Genomic DNA, 16,022 nt, shown 5'->3' on the forward strand with positions numbered 1-16,022 from the left:
GCCTTTTTCTTTTTCTCTTATAAGGAGAGTATGTATGTCAAAAGCATTAGTCATCGGTGGTGACCGTATAGAAGGTATTAAACAAGTATTACACGCGCAGGGCATAGACAAGATCGATCACTGGACGGGCCGCAAACCTGGCGATGTCAAACGTGAGCTACCTGCAAATGTGAATGTGATCGTACTGGTGACCGGCTGGTTGAATCACTCCATGATGTACCGTATCAAACATGTGGCGCACAAACGTGGCCTGAAAGTCGTCTACACACGTAACAGTGCCGATGGCATGCAGCGTGTGCTGGAAGCAGCCTGAGCGTACACAAGCTCACTGTTTAAATATATTTTACATTTAATTTGATTTGGTCTAAATTTATCCTCCTTATTAGCCGATAAACAACTAGTGTTTTAAGGTTAAATGGCAGTACTCATCGGTGTATTGTGCAGCACGCACACTATTGCCGTGTATGGGTTCATAAGGGTAAATAATGAGTCAAAACGGGATTGGCGATAAAACAGCGCCACTCAATGAAAATGCCACGCAGCGCCAGTTCATGCGCCATCGTCTTGTACGCAAAGTACAGGACAATACGCATTTCCTGGCCATGACCAGCATGGTATGTGGCTTGTTGGGCTTTCCGCATTATCTGCTGGACGTGGATAACACCGTCTGGCTGGCACAATTACTCACTTATCTCACCTTTATCCTGGTCAGCTATAACCTGCTGCTCGAAAACGGACGCACTAACCTGGCCATGCTGACCATGTCACTGGTCACCGTGAGTTTATTCGTGGTCCAGCTCTCGCCTTATGCAGCCGATTTCAATGACACTGCGCACCTGTTGCGCATGAGCAGTGATATACAGGTGCATCATTTCACGCGTGTGCTTGAATATGCGGCCGGCGCATTACTAGCCTGCCTGATCGCCACTTCCTATCTGTTTCAGCGCTCGGGCTGGTTAGCGACTAGCCAGGCGATTTTGTATGTGGCGGTGATGATCCCGCTGATCCCGCTGTTAGGTTTCTTCTGTGGCGTGGCCCAGCCATACGGCATCATGTCACCACTAACCACTTTAAGCGGCTTGTTGTGCGCCTTTAGTTTGCTGGCAAAACACGCTTCGCACCCGCCCATGAGCTATTTACTGCTGATGGATGACAACGGCAAGCAGATACGTTTCAGTATCGTTTTTCTGAGTTTTTTTGCCATCATGCTGGCCAGGGCAGGGGTGGAGTTCGGTGACAGCATGCTGCGCGCGCTGCCGGTCGTGGTGGTGGTGTCTATACTCGCCATCATCTATACCATGACGGCCACTTATTACCGCAAAGGGCAAAGCAGCGAACATGTGGTGCTGCCTGCTGCCGATATGGATTTTGCCAGCCAGGTCGAAACCGCACTGGATAACAATCAGTTTTATATGGTGTATCAACCGCAGATCGATTTCGAGACTGGCAAGTTAAAAGGGGTAGAGGCGCTGGTACGCTGGCGGCATCCGACCAAAGGCATCATCTCTCCGGACAAATTCATACGCGTGGCTGAGCTGACCGGCCTGATCGTGCCATTGGGCAACTGGGTGATGCGCACTGCATGTGCCGAGGCGGCGAAATGGAACAATGACCCGGTGCTGGGCAATATAGAACTGGCGGTAAATGTATCCGCGCACCAGTTGAAATCCGGCACCCTGGTCGACGATATCTTGCAGATACTCGAAGAAACCGGCCTGGCACCGCAACGCCTGGTGGTCGAGCTGACCGAAAGCGCGTTTGTGCAGGATGATGGCCAGAACGCCAGCATGATGCACCAGTTAAAAGACGCCGGCATCAAGCTGGCGATCGATGATTTCGGCACCGGCTATTCCTGCCTGTCTTATCTGCGCGATATCCCTGGTGACTACCTCAAGATAGACCGTTCATTTGTCATGGAACTGCCAGGGCATGATAAAGCTGAGGCGGTGATACAGGCCATCGTCAGCCTGGGTAAGAGCCTGGGCTACCGTATCATTGCCGAGGGCGTTGAAACCGAGGCACAGTCTACATTCGTTAAAGCCATAGGCGTTGATATCGTGCAAGGCTTCTTGTACTCGCGCCCGCTGGAAGCCGAAGCACTGCAAGACTGGGCGGCTGAAAACCTGCCTGCCACTATCCCGCATTAATTCCTATCCGCTTGCTATCAGCTCTGCTGCTCGCAGCGCATCATCTTGCGGCCTTGCAAACTACATCTCTGCTTTTTACCCGCCTGCCTGTTTGCTGGTCAATTGGTATAGTCACAATGATGTTATACCGCGATGTTGATTACATGAAAAGGAACATGATTCCACTGCTACTTGCCTGATAATTCCCCGCTGCCAGCGACTATAGTTTAGAAAACCACCGGTCAAGCCGGGGATAAAAAAACGTCAGGGATAGGGGGCATCATATGTCAGTTTCCAGTATTGACTGGTTAGCTGTGAATGTTCAAGAGTGCTGCACGCAACGGCAGTACATGCGCCATCGTTTTTTACGCAGTGTGCAGAAGCTGGCTCCGTGGCTGGCGATAGCCAGCATAGTCACGGTGTTCCTGACTTTTCCTTTTATCACTTTCCCCAATGAATACGGCTTGTGTATCGCCCTCAGTCTGAGCTTCCTGGTGTTTATCACCGTCAGTTTACGTACCCTGCACGTCACCTGGCGTCACCAACACAGCAGCATCATTTCTGCTTCAGTCATGCTGTTGTTTCTGGCCGAGATATTCCTGGTGGTAGGCAGCCACAGGCACATCGCGCTCAATCTCGCCGCCGCTTATCCTGCTGTCGTCAGGTTCGATCAGCTGACCCCGGATCTATTGATGGCGGCGCTGATCATGCTTGCTTCTGTGCTCTGCCATATTCAATGGAGCAAGTGCAGCCAGGCATTGCTGTGCATAGTGATGCTGCTGCCGGTGAATGGTCTGCTGGCCTGGTTATATGGCATACCCGATGCCTATGGCCAGCTTTCCCTGCTGGCCAGCCTGGGCGGGCTGTTGTGTGCTGCGGCATTGCTGGCCAAACAGATCTCGCAGACTTCCATGAGTTACCTGCTGTTGCTCGATGATTCAGGCAGGCATCTGCGCTGGATAGTCTGTATCTTGTTCCTGTGCGCTATCGTGCTGGGCGGTGTCGGTGTCTACTTCAAGCACGACCCGCGTGTCACGCCCATTATCGTGACCCTGTCGCTGATCGCTATCGTCAGCATCATGACCACCACTTACTACCGTAAAGGCGTGGTGCATGAGCAAGTGTTGCCGCCGGAAGATCTGGCTTTTGCCAGCGAGCTGGAAGCGGCGATCGCACACCAGGAGTTTTACCTGGTGTATCAACCGCAGATAGACTTTAACAGCGGCAAACTGGTGGGGGTCGAGGCTTTGATACGCTGGCAGCATCCGCAGCATGGTGTGGTGCCGCCTAACAGGTTTATTGGCGTGGCCGAGCTAACCGGGCTGATCGTGCCCATGGGCGCATGGGTATTAAAAGCGGCCTGTCAGCAGGTGACTGCCTGGCAGGATGGCGAACTCGCTGCGGCCAAAGTGTCAGTCAATGTATCGCCCTTGCAGCTGCAGGCAGAAGGGTTTACCGATTATGTGCGGCAAGTATTGCGCGAAACCGGCCTGGCTGCGGAGCGGTTGGTGATAGAACTGACCGAGAGTGCCTTCGTGCATTCTGATTGCAAGAGCATGCAAAACCTGCAGGCGCTGAAACGCATAGGCGTCAAACTGGCGATCGATGATTTTGGCACCGGCTACTCCTGCCTGGCCTATCTGCGGGATATTCCCGGAGATTACCTGAAAGTAGACCGTTCTTTTGTCAACGATGTACCGGGCAAAGAGCGTTCAGAAGCGGTGACCAGTGCCATCGTGGTGCTGGGCAAGAATCTGCATTACCAGATCGTCGCCGAAGGGGTAGAAACAGAAGCACAGGCCAATTACCTGAGAGGGTTGGGCTGTGATTTCGTGCAGGGCTTTTTATATGCCAGACCCATGCCGGAACACGAATTGCAGCAATGGGTGCAGGCGCGGGCTGAGGTTACGCCTGCCGGTCATCAAGCCTAAGAAGGCTGCTGTTCTGCTTGCGTATAATTTTGATGCTGCAACTTTGACCTGACCAGCTCAATATGCGCGCGTAACTCGTAGGCATATTGCGAGAAAGGCACAGGCAGCTGCACGTTAATGACCTTGGATTCTATTTCATTCAATTTCTCTACAAACAGGCGCTGGTCTTCGGCGGTCCTGATCTCGCGCAGTTGCGTATCCAGGTAACGCAGTTCGCCGTAGTAGCGAAACAGTTTGCGTTTGACCAGCCACACATAAATCATAGGGATGATCTTGGTCAGCGGGATCAATAACGCCAGTAACGGCAGGATCACAATCAGGGTACGGTTCACAAACGTCGCTGCCCAGAACGGCAGGTATTTGTCTATGATAGGCAGGCCGGATTTATAGAAGTTGAGTGCCTGTGTACTCAGCGGGAAATCCGTATCCTTGGCTGAAGGAAACTCATCTTTGGCATTGAACAGGCCGGCGCCGCCATGCACCTGCGCAATGACCTTCATCATTAAATAAACCAGCGCCGGATGCATATTCTCTTTCACCACCAGCGTTGCTGTCGGTGCCACCATGTGTACATCATGGGCGGGCACGTTGTGTGCCAGGTCCATGGCGCCTTCAGGTAACACCAGATGATGCAGGAACGAGAATTTGCGCGAGAATGCCTCGGCAGTGTCCATACTCAGCAGGCTGAGCTGTTTATCTTCTATCATGCTGCGTATCACATACGAGGTCGGCACATCGACAAAAAACGCTGCATCGAGCTTGCCTTTACGCAATGCTGCTGCGGCTTCTTCGCCACCTGTTTCAACCAGTTTGCTGTTGTCGGCGGTGACGCCACTCTCGGCCAGCAGCGTAGTCACCAGGGTGTGAGTGCCATTGCCGCTATAACCGACAGCGATCTTTTTGCCTTTTAATGCCGAGAGATGCGTGGTTTCCAGCTTGCAGCGGCAGAATATCCACACCGGCTGGTAATAAAGGCTGCCCAGCGATAACAAAGTGCCAGCGCCTTCGGCATGTGCTTCACCATCCTGGATAAAAGCGATATCCACCTCGGAGTCGGGGTCTTTGAGCAGGCGCAGGTTCTCTTTATCGCCAGAGGTGGGGCGGGTTTCCAGCGTGATGCCTTCCTGCTTGAGGAACACGCCATAGATAGAAGCGAACGCATTGTAATTGATATCGTTATTGCCGGTGGCGATGACGATCTTGCGTGGCGGGGCAGGGTCTATGAATTTATAGGCGACAAACAGTGCCAGGCAGATCAGTATGATGGAGGGCAGCATGGCGCCCAGTATCTCGCCGGTGAATATAGCGGTGAATTTATTATTGCGCGGATCAAATTTCATCGGTCATGGACGGTTCATCGCTAAGCAGATGAATCAGCTGGTTGTCAGGATGGCATTGATTTTACAGAGGCTGGCGCAGAATGTCACAACAGAAAAAGGTTTTCCCCTAAAGCAAAAAATGCAGCCAGTCGCCTGGCTGCATTCTTATCAAGGCTGACGCGATGAAAGCCGTCGCAGTACCACTATCATGCGATCGATCTCTTCATAGGTGTTATAAAACGCCACTGAAGGCCGCACGGTTGTTTCTACCCCAAAACGGCGCAAGATAGGTTGTGCACAATGATGGCCGGAACGCACGGCGATGCCTTCTTCGTTCAGTGCGGCACCTACTTCTTCGCTCTGGTAACCTTTCAAGGCAAAAGACAGCACGCTGGCTTTGTTTTTGGCCGTGCCTATCAGGCGCAGGTGCGGAATATCGCATATGGCTGCGGTGGCGTATTCAAGCAAGGCATGCTCGTAGCTGGCGATATTTTCTATGCCTAAACGCTCTACATATTTAAGCGCGGCACCCAGTCCCACCGCATCTGCGATATTACCGGTACCCGCCTCAAATTTGGCAGGTGCTGCATGATAGACGGTTTTTTCAAATGTCACGTCCTGTATCATGTTGCCACCGCCTTGCCAGGCAGGCATGTCTTGCAATACATCCGCTTTGCCGTACACCACGCCTATGCCAGTCGGGCCGAATATCTTGTGGCCGGAGAAGACAAAGAAATCGGCATCCAGGGTCTGAATGTCGATACGCATGTGCGAGATGGATTGCGCGCCATCGAGCAATACCTTGGCACCGACTCTGTGCGCCATCGCGATCATTTCCTGCGCCGGCGTGACGGTGCCCAGCGCATTAGACACTTGCGTGAACGACACCAGCTTGGTTCTTGGTGTCAGCAGTCTCTGGTACTCTTCGAGCAGGATCTGGCCACTGTCATCCACCGGGATCACTTTCAGCACCGCACCGGTTTCCTGGCACAGTTGCTGCCAGGGCACGATATTGGCGTGATGTTCCAGATTGGAAACCACGATCTCGTCACCGGCACCCAGGTGTTTTTTACCCCAGGTTTTGGCAACCAGATTGATGCCTTCAGTGGTGCCACGCACAAAGATCACCTGATTCACCGACGGCGCATTGATAAAGCGACGCACGGTTTCGCGCGCATCTTCATAGGCATCGGTGGCACGGGCGGCCAGTTCATGCGCAGCGCGGTGAATATTGGAGTTTTCATGCTGATAGAAATAACTGACTCGGTCTATCACCACCTGCGGTTTTTGCGTAGTGGCGGCGTTATCAAACCAGACCAGTGGCCTGCCGTTGACTTTTTCATTCAGGATAGGAAAGTCGCGGCGCACGCTCAGCACATCAAATGCCGGATGCGCTGAAGCAGGCAAGCCATGACTCAGTGCCGGCTGCTCAGCTTGCAGGAAGTAAAACGACTGTCCATTTGACGAAGAAGCCTTGGCCGGTGGTACATTGCCTGGCGAGCCCAGTCCAGATGACCCTAATCCAGATGACCTTGGTCCAGATGATCCAAATCCAGGAGTTCCAACGTTAGGAGATCCAGCGCCAGTCGATCCATGGCCAGGTAACTGGGTTTGCGCCGTTGGTATCGACGGATTCGACTGCCCAAGCCAGCAGTTTAATTCCTGCTGGTAGGGGATCTCAATGCCGATATCGGCAAATTGGCCAGGTAGCAGGTAAGCCGGGTCAGCATGCAGCACATCCAGGTGGTTAGGGTCACTGGCCAGTGTTTCAATGCCAGGCACATAGGTTAACTGCTGCGCCTGTGCTTCCAGTGTCACCGGTTGTATGCTGGATTGCGCATAACTGGGCGAAGTGATATCCCTGCTGTTGCCACCGGTGACAGTCGCCACTTGCGTGGAGAGTGAGTCTGTGGCCGGCAGTTTGGCTTGCGCCTGCGCCGGTGTTGCCAGTGATTGCGCAAACTGGGCCGCTGCAAATGGCGCAGTCGCCGGGAAACCTTCAGCATATAACTCATTGACCAGCTGGTTAAGCGTGTCTATATCCAAGGTGCCGGTCTGCTGCAACTCGCGGCCTAAACCGAGTGCCGCCGTCATTTTGGGGTGCTCGCCCGGCAATGAGGCCAGAATGGCCTCAGGCTCAAAGCTGGCCAGATCCAGTGCGTGAGGTGTGTTTGGATTACTTGTAGTCATAGTAGTGGTCAACTCCGACATCTTCCAGTACGGCAATCGCATCTTCAGTTAACACTGCCAGTGAGCAATAGAGTGAAACCAGGTAAGAAGCGATCGCTTTGTGGTTAATGCCCATGAAGCGCACAGACAGGCCCATGCTTTGTTGACCAGGCAAGTTAGGTTGATAAAGGCCGATCACGCCTTGTTTGCTTTCGCCCACGCGCAACAGCAGGATCTTGGATTTACCATTGACGATAGGCAGTTTGTCACTTGGGATCAGCGGGATACCGCGCCAGGTGATGAACTGTGAGCCGAACAATGAGACGGTCGGTGGCGGCACGCCACGACGGGTGCACTCACGGCCGAATGCAGCGATCGCTTTCGGGTGTGCCAGGAAAAATGCCGGTTCTTTCCACACTTTGCTCAGCAACTCATCCAGGTCATCCGGGGTAGGCTGGCCATTACGTGTTTTCACGATCTGTGATTTGGCCACGTTATTGAGCAAACCGTATTCTTTGTTATTGATCAGTTCGCTTTCCTGGCGCTCTTTCACTACTTCTATGGTCAGGCGTAACTGCTCTTTGATCTGGTTGTGCGGGCTGCTGTAAAGGTCAGAAACACGGGTATGCACATCCACCACGGTGTTGACTGCATTCAACACATATTCACGGCCCCACTCTTCGTAATCGACAAAAGTCGCCGGCAGGTCTTTTTCGTCCTTGCTGGAACAATCAACCGTGATCGCAGCCGGGTCTTTTGCCTTGTTAACGCGGTAAATACCTGCTTCTACCGGTACCCAGTTCAATAAATGCACCAGCCAGCGCGGGCTGATGGTACTGAGCATAGGTACCGATTTGGTAGCATTGGCAAGCGTCCGTGCGGCGACATCGCCTAATGCACTTTGTGATGGCTGTTGTGACATGTATTCTCCTTATTGATAAAACTAAAAATCAGGCTGCAGCCGGAATGGGCTTAGCATCCGAATGCGCCTGTGTGACATGACTATTGGCGGGCACGTTGCGGGTCACCCACACGTTACCGCCAATGACTGAATGTTTGCCTATGGTGACGCGCCCCAGAATGGTGGCGCCGGCATAGGCCACGACATAATCTTCGAGGATAGGGTGGCGCTCGAACTTTTTCACCAGATGGCCGTTGGCATCTTTAGGGAAATTCTTGGCGCCCAGCGTGACGGCCTGATACAGGCGCACATGGTTGCCGATAATGGCGGTTTCGCCGATGACGACGCCGGTGCCATGGTCGATAAAGAAGTGATCACCTATGTGCGCACCAGGGTGGATATCTATGCCGGTCTGCGAATGAGCGATCTCAGTGATCAGGCGCGCAATGATGGTCAGGCCCAATCCATGCAGCACATGCGCGATGCGGTAATGTATCAGTGCCAGGATACCGGGATAGCTGACCAGGATCTCATCTACACTGTCTGCCGCCGGATCGCCCTGATAAGCGGCTTCGAGGTCAGTATCCAGCTGCACGCGTATACGTGGCAAGTGCTCGGAAAACTGGCCGGTCAGGCTATGCGCCTGCGGCCGGAACTGGGCGGCGGGTTCGCTGGGGGCTTTAAACGCCAGTTCCAGGCGGATCTGGTGCTGTAATTCACGCAGGGCTTTGTCCAGCGTGGTGCCTACATAAAAGTTGATGGCGTTGGCCTGGATATCAGGGTCGCCCAGGCGGTTAGGGAATAAAGCGGCTGCCAGCCATTCTACGCATTGTCCCAGTGCCTTGCGTGAAGGCAGTTTGGGTGGTTGCGATAGTCGCTGCCGTTGTTGCAATGCGCTTTCCCTGATAGTGGCCAGTTGCTGCACGATGTGTTCGATCGCGATTTCTTGCATCGTCAATTCGTCCTGTCAGTATGCTTTAGTTGGCTGTCCAAAAACAAAAAAACCAGTTGCCTCATGAGGGCAAACTGGCTTCCAGTGGTCTAGACAGCTGTATGTTGCGCTCACTATAAAATAAACTGATGTAAATGAACAGGGTTCGAGTCAAATAATTATTAATTATTTGCTTATTCCATTTGGTTATTAGTAAAGAAATATCTAGAAAACCTTTAATCAGGTCTGGCTATAAATTCAGTCAGGCTATAAAGCTACTCCTCTGCGTGGCGGTTTGCAATAAAATTGCAGTAAAATAACTGAGCTTTTTTAATATATGTTTATATTATAAATATATTATTTTTTATTCTTTTTAAAAATATAAATAGGTCTGTATAGTGCAGACCAATTCATCTTAGGAGCAGGGTATGTCATCTTTGTTACGCAGTGCCGTTCTGGCCGTATTGTTCAGCAGTGTGTCACTGCAAGCCGCCGAAATATTAAATGCATCTTATGATGTGACGCGTGAGTTCTACAAAGACTTTAACCCGGCGTTTGTACAATACTGGAAAGAAAAAACCGGTGAGACCCTGACTATCAATCAATCACACGGCGGCTCTACCAAACAGGCACGCTCAGTCGTTGATGGCTTGCCGGCAGATGTGATCACCATGAACCGCAGTGCCGATATCGATATCCTGGCGCAAAAAGGTAAATTGATCCCCGCCAACTGGCAAACACGCCTGCCTAACAACAGTGTACCTAGCGCTTCACCTACCGTGTTTCTGGTGCGCAAGGGCAACCCCAAGCACGTCAAAGACTGGGATGACCTGATACGCCCGGGGGTGACTTCTGTGATCCCTAACCCGAAAACATCCGGCAATGGTAAATACAGCTACCTGGCAGCCTGGGGTTATGTCACGCAAAAAGGCGGCGATGCAGCCAAGGCACGCCAGTTCGTGACCGAGTTGTTCAAACATGTGCCAGTACTGGACACCGGCGGCCGTGGTGCGACCACGACCTTTGCCCAGCGCGAGATCGGTGATGTACTGGTGACTTTTGAGAATGAAGTCTACCTGCTGCAAAAAGAGCTGGGTGAAGACAAATATGAAGTGGTTTATCCTTCAGTCACTGTGCTGGCTGAGAACCCGGTCTCTGTGGTCGACAAAGTGGTGGATAAAAAGGGTACCCGCAAGCAGGCACAAGCTTACCTTGAGTACCATTTCTCTCCCCAGGGCCAGGCCATTGCAGCCAAACACTATTTGCGCCCGCAAGTGGCTGATGCGGCACAACCTGCATTTAAAAAGATCCATACCTTTACGGTAAAAGAAGCATTCGGCAGCTGGACCGAAGCCGAAAACACCCATTTCAGTGATGGCGGTATTTTTGACCAGATCTACCAGAAATAAACGCAACAGCGATCACGCAGCAAAGTATAAGGAGGGATGATGACCCAGCGACAACAACATCAGGAACCAGAACATGTAGTGCAGTTACGCGCCGAGTTAAAGCAGGTGCTGGCGCTGGATCTGGAAGAGTTAGGGCTGATAGAGGCCAACACCGGTGAATACGAAAGTACCTTTATCGGCGTGCACCTGAAAACGGCTTTTCAGCCTATCTATGACGCCAAACAGGGGGATATCTACGGCTACGAGGCCTTGATCCGCCCCTCACTGTTTGGCACGCTGGGCAGTACCCCGGAGTTTGCATTCACCTATGCCGAACAATCCGGCAAGCTGGTGCAGTTTGATCGCGTATGCCGCTCGCAGCATGTGCTCAACTTCCGCGCCATCCACCAGGAGAACGGCTTGCTGTTCCTCAATGTGCATCCTAAATTGTTGCTGGAAGTCAGTGCGCACGGCAAGGTGTTTGAGCAGATATTGCACCAGTACTCAGTGCCTACCGACAGGGTGGTGCTGGAGATCAATGAGTCACTGATAGACCAGGACAAGCACCTGATCGCAGCGATAGACAACTACCGTTCGCTAGGCTACCGCATCGCGTTTGACCATGTGGGCAACCACCAGAGCAAGCTGTATAGATTGTGGGGCGTGCAGCATGACTTTATCAAGTTTGATATTTCTGTCATCCACCAGGCTGCGCAGCAACCGGCGTTGGCCAAAGCCTTGGGCGGGCTGGTGCATGCCGTGCAAGACCTGGGCAGCACCCCAGTGATAGTCGGGGTAGAAACGCAACAGCAACTGGATATCGCGATCGCTTCTGGTGCCACCATCCTGCAAGGTAATTTCCTGGCTGAACCTGTGGTGGCCAAGGTATTGAACGACCAGTTGCACCATAGATCACCCAAAGTGGCGTAAACACTGCCTGGCATGAGCATTCAGCTGGGTTAAACACTATAATGTCAGGCTGACGGCTTGCTTTCTCCTTCGGGTAAAAGTAGCTGTCACTACTGATATAAGCGCTGATATAACAGTCAATTATAAATTAATGATTAAACATTCTTTTGTGAATAGTCACAATGCGGCTACATTAGCCGCTGTTCAAACCGGTCACGAGTCAATATGACAACTAGAAAAAAACATTTATTGCCCGGCTTTGGCCTGTCACTAGGCTACACCCTAGTCTATTTAAGCCTGATCGTACTAATCCCTTTGGCAGCAGTTTTCCTGCGCACCACCGAATTGAGCTTTAGCGAGTTCTGGGCAGTGGTGACTACGCCACGGGTGCTCGCTACATATCGCCTGACTTTTGGTGCATCATTGCTGGCCGCGCTGATCAACCTAGTGTTCGGCCTGCTCACGGCCTGGGTGCTGGTGCGCTACCAGTTTTATGGCAAAAAGATACTAGATGCGCTGGTCGACCTGCCGTTTGCCTTGCCTACCGCGGTGGCGGGTATCTCGCTGACTGCGATCTATGCGCCCAATGGCTGGCTGGGTCAATGGCTGGAACCGCATGGCATCAAGGTCGCTTTCACCCCGCTGGGCGTAGTGGTTGCGCTCACCTTTATCGGCTTGCCGTTTGTGGTGCGTACCGTGCAGCCAGTGCTCGAAGACTTCAGTACCGAACTGGAAGAAGCCGCCGCCAGCCTGGGTGCTAATCGCTGGCAGACATTTTTCAAAGTGATTTTGCCGGCTATCTGGCCGGCCTTGCTGACCGGCTTTTCACTGGCCTTTGCCCGTGCCGTGGGTGAATATGGTTCGGTGATCTTTATTGCCGGTAACATGCCCATGATCTCAGAGATCACGCCGCTGATGATCATCACCAAACTCGAGCAATACGATTACGCTGGCGCGACGGCGATCGCGGTGGTGATGCTGGTGATCTCGTTTGCCCTGCTGTTGCTGATCAACCTGTTGCAATGGTGGAGCAGCCATAGGCATGGTGGTAAATAGCACACGTATGGGCTATGGCAGCGCAGGCCTGACCCCGCTTTGAACGTTAACTCAACGATAAAAACTATGCATACAACACAATTTGAACAATACCAGGGCAAAGTGGCCTCTAAACGTGCCACTTCAGAACCGGCCTGGGTGCGCTGGGCGCTGATCATCACGGCATTGCTGTTCCTGTCCTTATTCCTGCTGATCCCGCTGGCTGCGGTTTTCTCAGAGGCCTTGCGTAAAGGCTGGGGTGTCTACCTGGCCGCCATTACAGATTCAGATGCCTTGTCGGCCATGAAGCTGACGCTGATCGCCTCTTTAGTGGCGGTGCCGTTGAACCTGGTGTTCGGTGTGGCGGCGGCCTGGGCCATCACCAAATTTGATTTCCGCGGCAAGAGCTTTCTGATCACGCTGATAGACCTGCCATTTGCGGTGTCGCCGGTGATCGCCGGTCTGATCTTTGTGCTGATATTCGGCCTGCAGGGCTGGTTTGGCGAATGGCTGATCGATCATGATTACAAAGTGATCTTTGCCGTGCCCGGCATTATCCTGGCCACCATTTTTATCACCTTCCCATTCGTCGCCCGTGAGCTGATCCCGCTGATGGAAGCGCAGGGCAAGGAAGAGGAAGAAGCGGCACTGGTGCTGGGTGCTTCCGGCTGGAAGATACTCTGGCACGTGACCTTGCCCAATGTGAAGTGGGGGCTGATCTACGGCGTGATCCTCACCAATGCCAGGGCCATGGGTGAATTTGGTGCGGTATCGGTGGTGTCCGGGCATATACGCGGCATGACCAACACCATGCCATTACATGTAGAGATACTCTATAACGAATATAACTATGCGGCAGCGTTTGCAGTGGCCTCACTGCTGACCTTGCTGGCACTGGTAACGCTGGTTTTGAAAACCTATGTCGAATGGCGGGCATCACATGATGCAGCCACACAGGAAAAGGAAGTGACGGTTTAATATGGGCATCACCATACAACAGATTAGCAAGGGTTTTGGTCAATTCAGCGCACTGCGTGATATACACCTGGAAGTGCCTAGCGGCGAGCTGGTCGCTTTGCTCGGGCCATCAGGTTGCGGTAAAACCACACTGTTACGCATCATCGCCGGCCTGGAAACGCCGGATAGTGGCCAGGTGTTGTTTGATGGCGTAGATACTACCCACGCCGATGTGCGCGAACGCCAGGTCGGCTTTGTGTTCCAGCACTATGCGCTGTTCAGGCATATGACAGTGTTTGAGAACGTGGCTTTTGGCCTGCGTGTGCGCCCCAAGGAAACGCGGCCTTCCAATGCCGAGATCAAGAAACGCGTGCATGACCTGCTGAAACTGGTGCAACTGGACTGGCTGGCAGACCGCTACCCACCACAGCTTTCCGGTGGCCAGCGTCAGCGTATCGCCCTGGCACGCGCCCTGGCGGTAGAGCCGAAAGTACTGTTGCTGGATGAGCCATTCGGTGCGCTGGATGCCAAAGTGCGTAAAGACCTGCGCCGCTGGCTGCGCCGCCTGCATGACGAGCTGCATGTCACCAGCGTGTTTGTTACCCACGACCAGGAAGAGGCGCTCGAAGTCGCAGATACCATAGTGGTGATGAACCACGGCCAAGTCGAGCAGGTGGGTTCACCGCAATCTGTGTACGACAACCCGTCTACGCCATTTGTGTATGAGTTCCTCGGCAATGTGAACGCATTTGACACACCGCAGGGCAAAGGCTTTGTGCGCCCATATGAGATCGCAGTCAGCCGTGAGCCGGCATTGAACAGCATTGCCGGTGCGCTGACCTATGTGCATTCAGTCGGTTCATTGGTACGACTGGAAATCAAGCGTAGCGATAACGAGCAGTATGTAGATGTTGAGTTGGGCCGTGATGTGTTCAATCAGTTGAATTTCAAACAGGGCGAGACGGTGTACCTGAAACCTACGCAATTACGCGTGTTTTAAGCTGAAATAAAACGATAAAAGGCGTAACGGTTAACGTTACGCCTTTTTGTTGAGTACGCAGTAAAACTTAATTCTGCATCCTAAACCTTAGCTTTTGCCAGATGATATGCAACCAGCGCATTGGCATGGCCATGCCCCAAGCCATGTGCTGACTTGAGCATGGTCACCAGTTGCATATGTTTGAGGTCGCCGGCATCTCTCAAGATCGCCAGCCAGTGTTCAACCGGTTGGCCATAGGTTTTTTCTATGGAGGGAAAGTAAGAGGCAGGGCCTTTGATTTTATCCGTGTCTGACATAGGCTGGCTTTGGTTCTGTATTACTTGATCACACCACAGGCAAAGCGTGCACCGCCACCACCCAGAGTGGCCGGATGATCGGAGTGATTGTCACCGCCTACATGCACCATCAGGGCGCGGCCGCTGACATCACTCAGTTTCAGCCGTGGCGCCAGTACCGGTTGCGTGGCAGTGCCATTGGCGTTGACATACAGCGCAGGCAAGTCGCCAAGGTGGCCATCGCCCCAAGGTGCATCGTGCTTGTTGCTGTTCTCGGGGTCATAGTGACCACCGGCTGCACCGGCGGCTGCCAGTTTGCCATCTTTCTCTTTAGGCTCGCAGCTGGGGTTCTGGTGTATATGAAAGCCATGGGTGCCGGCCGGTAAACCTTGTAGTTCCGGCGTAAACAGCAGGCCATATTTGGTTTCAGAGATAGTCACTTTACCGGCGTTGGCACCTGCGCCTTTCTCATCGACCACATGCAGGGCGACCACGATATCGGCGACTGCGGCACCTGAAACCAGGGCCAGCGCCACAGCCAATTTAAGCGCGAGGATGTTTTTCATATGTTCTCCTAAAGTCTAAGGTGTGTGGTCAGGCAAGGTTTGCCATGATAGGTTTGACTATGGCTAAAAACTAGCGGCAAAAATTAAACACTGTCCCAGTCTGATGACGGCCACAGCAGAAAAGTTCTGGCGATTGACCCGCCAGCTGCAGTTATTTCTCCCTGACGATATCGCCAGTCAACACATAGCGTTGCTTGCCATCAATAATGGTGGAATAGACTTTCAGGCTGTTGAGGTTGATGACCTGGGACACTTGTATCCCGGTCTTCTCCGTCCAGCTGACAAAATAGATCTGCTCTGCGACTTTAAAGCGCTCGGGTTTCTCTACGCCACTGGCGCCTTTTTCTGCGCCCTGGATACACTGCCATGCCAGAGAATTCGCGTCATTCACCACCACGCGGTATACACTGCCGCCGTCATACTTGAATAGAAACCGGCCTGTATATGCCTCTTTCGCCAGCACGCTGCCGGCAAAGGTGGAGATGAAAAATCCCAGCATGCATAAACGTATATAT

General features: G+C 52.7%; 15 protein-coding genes. 8 read left to right on the forward strand and 7 right to left on the reverse strand.

What is annotated here, in order from left to right:
- Positions 1-34: 34 nt before the first annotated feature.
- The 3 genes from ACFQ1Z_RS01565 to ACFQ1Z_RS01575 all read left to right on the forward strand — a co-directional run bounded on the left by ACFQ1Z_RS01565 (position 35) and on the right by ACFQ1Z_RS01575 (position 4,057).
- The gene (locus ACFQ1Z_RS01565) at positions 35-313 is read left to right on the forward strand and encodes a DUF2325 domain-containing protein (RefSeq protein WP_029146612.1); all 279 of its coding nucleotides are present in this window, start codon (positions 35-37) and stop codon (positions 311-313) included.
- Between the two features lie 172 nt (positions 314-485).
- Positions 486-2,147, forward strand: a complete 1,662-nt coding sequence (locus ACFQ1Z_RS01570) for a putative bifunctional diguanylate cyclase/phosphodiesterase (RefSeq protein WP_379054960.1) — start codon at positions 486-488, stop codon at positions 2,145-2,147.
- A gap of 329 nt (positions 2,148-2,476) precedes the next feature.
- Positions 2,477-4,057 (forward strand): putative bifunctional diguanylate cyclase/phosphodiesterase, encoded by a 1,581-nt coding sequence (locus ACFQ1Z_RS01575; RefSeq protein WP_379054962.1) that lies wholly within the window; start codon positions 2,477-2,479, stop codon positions 4,055-4,057.
- Here the strand turns inward: ACFQ1Z_RS01575 and ACFQ1Z_RS01580 are convergent.
- The 4 genes from ACFQ1Z_RS01580 to epsC all read right to left on the reverse strand — a co-directional run bounded on the left by ACFQ1Z_RS01580 (position 4,054) and on the right by epsC (position 9,398).
- Complete coding sequence (locus ACFQ1Z_RS01580) at positions 4,054-5,397, reverse strand: TAXI family TRAP transporter solute-binding subunit (protein WP_379054964.1); 1,344 nt, start codon at positions 5,395-5,397, stop codon at positions 4,054-4,056. The two genes, ACFQ1Z_RS01575 and ACFQ1Z_RS01580, sit on opposite strands and share 4 nt — an antisense overlap.
- A 147-nt stretch (positions 5,398-5,544) precedes the next feature.
- Positions 5,545-7,566: a family 2A encapsulin nanocompartment cargo protein cysteine desulfurase gene (locus tag ACFQ1Z_RS01585; RefSeq protein WP_379054966.1), complete on the reverse strand. Its 2,022-nt coding sequence runs from the start codon at positions 7,564-7,566 to the stop codon at positions 5,545-5,547.
- Positions 7,553-8,467, reverse strand: coding sequence for a family 2A encapsulin nanocompartment shell protein (locus ACFQ1Z_RS01590; protein ID WP_379054968.1), 915 nt, complete (start codon positions 8,465-8,467; stop codon positions 7,553-7,555). Before ACFQ1Z_RS01590 ends, ACFQ1Z_RS01585 begins: the two co-directional genes overlap by 14 nt.
- A gap of 28 nt (positions 8,468-8,495) precedes the next feature.
- The gene (gene epsC / locus ACFQ1Z_RS01595) at positions 8,496-9,398 is read right to left on the reverse strand and encodes a serine O-acetyltransferase EpsC (protein WP_379054970.1); all 903 of its coding nucleotides are present in this window, start codon (positions 9,396-9,398) and stop codon (positions 8,496-8,498) included.
- A gap of 407 nt (positions 9,399-9,805) precedes the next feature.
- Between epsC and ACFQ1Z_RS01600 the strand changes: the two genes are divergently transcribed.
- The 5 genes from ACFQ1Z_RS01600 (at position 9,806) to ACFQ1Z_RS01620 (ending at position 14,666) form a co-directional block, all read left to right on the forward strand.
- Positions 9,806-10,786 (forward strand): sulfate ABC transporter substrate-binding protein, encoded by a 981-nt coding sequence (locus ACFQ1Z_RS01600; protein ID WP_379054972.1) that lies wholly within the window; start codon positions 9,806-9,808, stop codon positions 10,784-10,786.
- 39 nt (positions 10,787-10,825) lie between these two features.
- Positions 10,826-11,695 carry an EAL domain-containing protein gene (locus tag ACFQ1Z_RS01605; protein WP_379054974.1) on the forward strand — a complete coding sequence of 290 codons (870 nt, stop codon included), beginning with the start codon at positions 10,826-10,828 and terminating at the stop codon, positions 11,693-11,695.
- Positions 11,696-11,899: 204 nt separating this feature from the next.
- Positions 11,900-12,730: a sulfate ABC transporter permease subunit CysT gene (gene cysT / locus ACFQ1Z_RS01610; protein ID WP_379054976.1), complete on the forward strand. Its 831-nt coding sequence runs from the start codon at positions 11,900-11,902 to the stop codon at positions 12,728-12,730.
- 66 nt (positions 12,731-12,796) lie between these two features.
- Complete coding sequence (gene cysW / locus ACFQ1Z_RS01615) at positions 12,797-13,687, forward strand: sulfate ABC transporter permease subunit CysW (RefSeq protein WP_379054978.1); 891 nt, start codon at positions 12,797-12,799, stop codon at positions 13,685-13,687.
- Position 13,688: 1 nt separating this feature from the next.
- The gene (locus ACFQ1Z_RS01620) at positions 13,689-14,666 is read left to right on the forward strand and encodes a sulfate/molybdate ABC transporter ATP-binding protein (RefSeq protein ID WP_379054980.1); all 978 of its coding nucleotides are present in this window, start codon (positions 13,689-13,691) and stop codon (positions 14,664-14,666) included.
- Positions 14,667-14,746: 80 nt separating this feature from the next.
- On the opposite strand, the gene ACFQ1Z_RS01625 is transcribed toward ACFQ1Z_RS01620, so the two are convergent.
- The 3 genes from ACFQ1Z_RS01625 to ACFQ1Z_RS01635 all read right to left on the reverse strand — a co-directional run bounded on the left by ACFQ1Z_RS01625 (position 14,747) and on the right by ACFQ1Z_RS01635 (position 16,006).
- Positions 14,747-14,962, reverse strand: a complete 216-nt coding sequence (locus ACFQ1Z_RS01625; RefSeq protein WP_379054982.1) for a DUF4287 domain-containing protein — start codon at positions 14,960-14,962, stop codon at positions 14,747-14,749.
- Positions 14,963-14,982: 20 nt separating this feature from the next.
- Positions 14,983-15,507 carry a superoxide dismutase [Cu-Zn] SodC gene (gene sodC / locus ACFQ1Z_RS01630; protein ID WP_379054984.1) on the reverse strand — a complete coding sequence of 175 codons (525 nt, stop codon included), beginning with the start codon at positions 15,505-15,507 and terminating at the stop codon, positions 14,983-14,985.
- Between the two features lie 151 nt (positions 15,508-15,658).
- Positions 15,659-16,006, reverse strand: a complete 348-nt coding sequence (locus tag ACFQ1Z_RS01635; protein ID WP_379054986.1) for a phenolic acid decarboxylase — start codon at positions 16,004-16,006, stop codon at positions 15,659-15,661.
- Between the last annotated feature and the right edge of the window lie 16 nt (positions 16,007-16,022).

The organism is Methylophilus luteus (assembly GCF_042676265.1).
Lineage (GTDB): Bacteria > Pseudomonadota > Gammaproteobacteria > Burkholderiales > Methylophilaceae > Methylophilus > Methylophilus luteus.

What these genes read in the sequence shown, in the direction of transcription:
- cysW (WP_379054978.1), top strand. Translation starts at nt 12,797, where the DNA reads ATGCATACAACACAATTTGAACAATACCAGGGCAAAGTGGCCTCTAAA.
- ACFQ1Z_RS01590 (WP_379054968.1), bottom strand. Translation starts at nt 8,467, where the DNA reads ATGTCACAACAGCCATCACAAAGTGCATTAGGCGATGTCGCCGCACGG.
- ACFQ1Z_RS01570 (WP_379054960.1), top strand. Translation starts at nt 486, where the DNA reads ATGAGTCAAAACGGGATTGGCGATAAAACAGCGCCACTCAATGAAAAT.
- ACFQ1Z_RS01575 (WP_379054962.1), top strand. Translation starts at nt 2,477, where the DNA reads ATGCGCCATCGTTTTTTACGCAGTGTGCAGAAGCTGGCTCCGTGGCTG.
- cysT (WP_379054976.1), top strand. Translation starts at nt 11,900, where the DNA reads ATGACAACTAGAAAAAAACATTTATTGCCCGGCTTTGGCCTGTCACTA.
- ACFQ1Z_RS01625 (WP_379054982.1), bottom strand. Translation starts at nt 14,962, where the DNA reads ATGTCAGACACGGATAAAATCAAAGGCCCTGCCTCTTACTTTCCCTCC.
- ACFQ1Z_RS01580 (WP_379054964.1), bottom strand. Translation starts at nt 5,397, where the DNA reads ATGAAATTTGATCCGCGCAATAATAAATTCACCGCTATATTCACCGGC.
- ACFQ1Z_RS01565 (WP_029146612.1), top strand. Translation starts at nt 35, where the DNA reads ATGTCAAAAGCATTAGTCATCGGTGGTGACCGTATAGAAGGTATTAAA.
- ACFQ1Z_RS01635 (WP_379054986.1), bottom strand. Translation starts at nt 16,006, where the DNA reads ATGCTGGGATTTTTCATCTCCACCTTTGCCGGCAGCGTGCTGGCGAAA.
- epsC (WP_379054970.1), bottom strand. Translation starts at nt 9,398, where the DNA reads ATGCAAGAAATCGCGATCGAACACATCGTGCAGCAACTGGCCACTATC.
- ACFQ1Z_RS01605 (WP_379054974.1), top strand. Translation starts at nt 10,826, where the DNA reads ATGACCCAGCGACAACAACATCAGGAACCAGAACATGTAGTGCAGTTA.
- ACFQ1Z_RS01620 (WP_379054980.1), top strand. Translation starts at nt 13,689, where the DNA reads ATGGGCATCACCATACAACAGATTAGCAAGGGTTTTGGTCAATTCAGC.
- sodC (WP_379054984.1), bottom strand. Translation starts at nt 15,507, where the DNA reads ATGAAAAACATCCTCGCGCTTAAATTGGCTGTGGCGCTGGCCCTGGTT.
- ACFQ1Z_RS01600 (WP_379054972.1), top strand. Translation starts at nt 9,806, where the DNA reads ATGTCATCTTTGTTACGCAGTGCCGTTCTGGCCGTATTGTTCAGCAGT.
- ACFQ1Z_RS01585 (WP_379054966.1), bottom strand. Translation starts at nt 7,566, where the DNA reads ATGACTACAAGTAATCCAAACACACCTCACGCACTGGATCTGGCCAGC.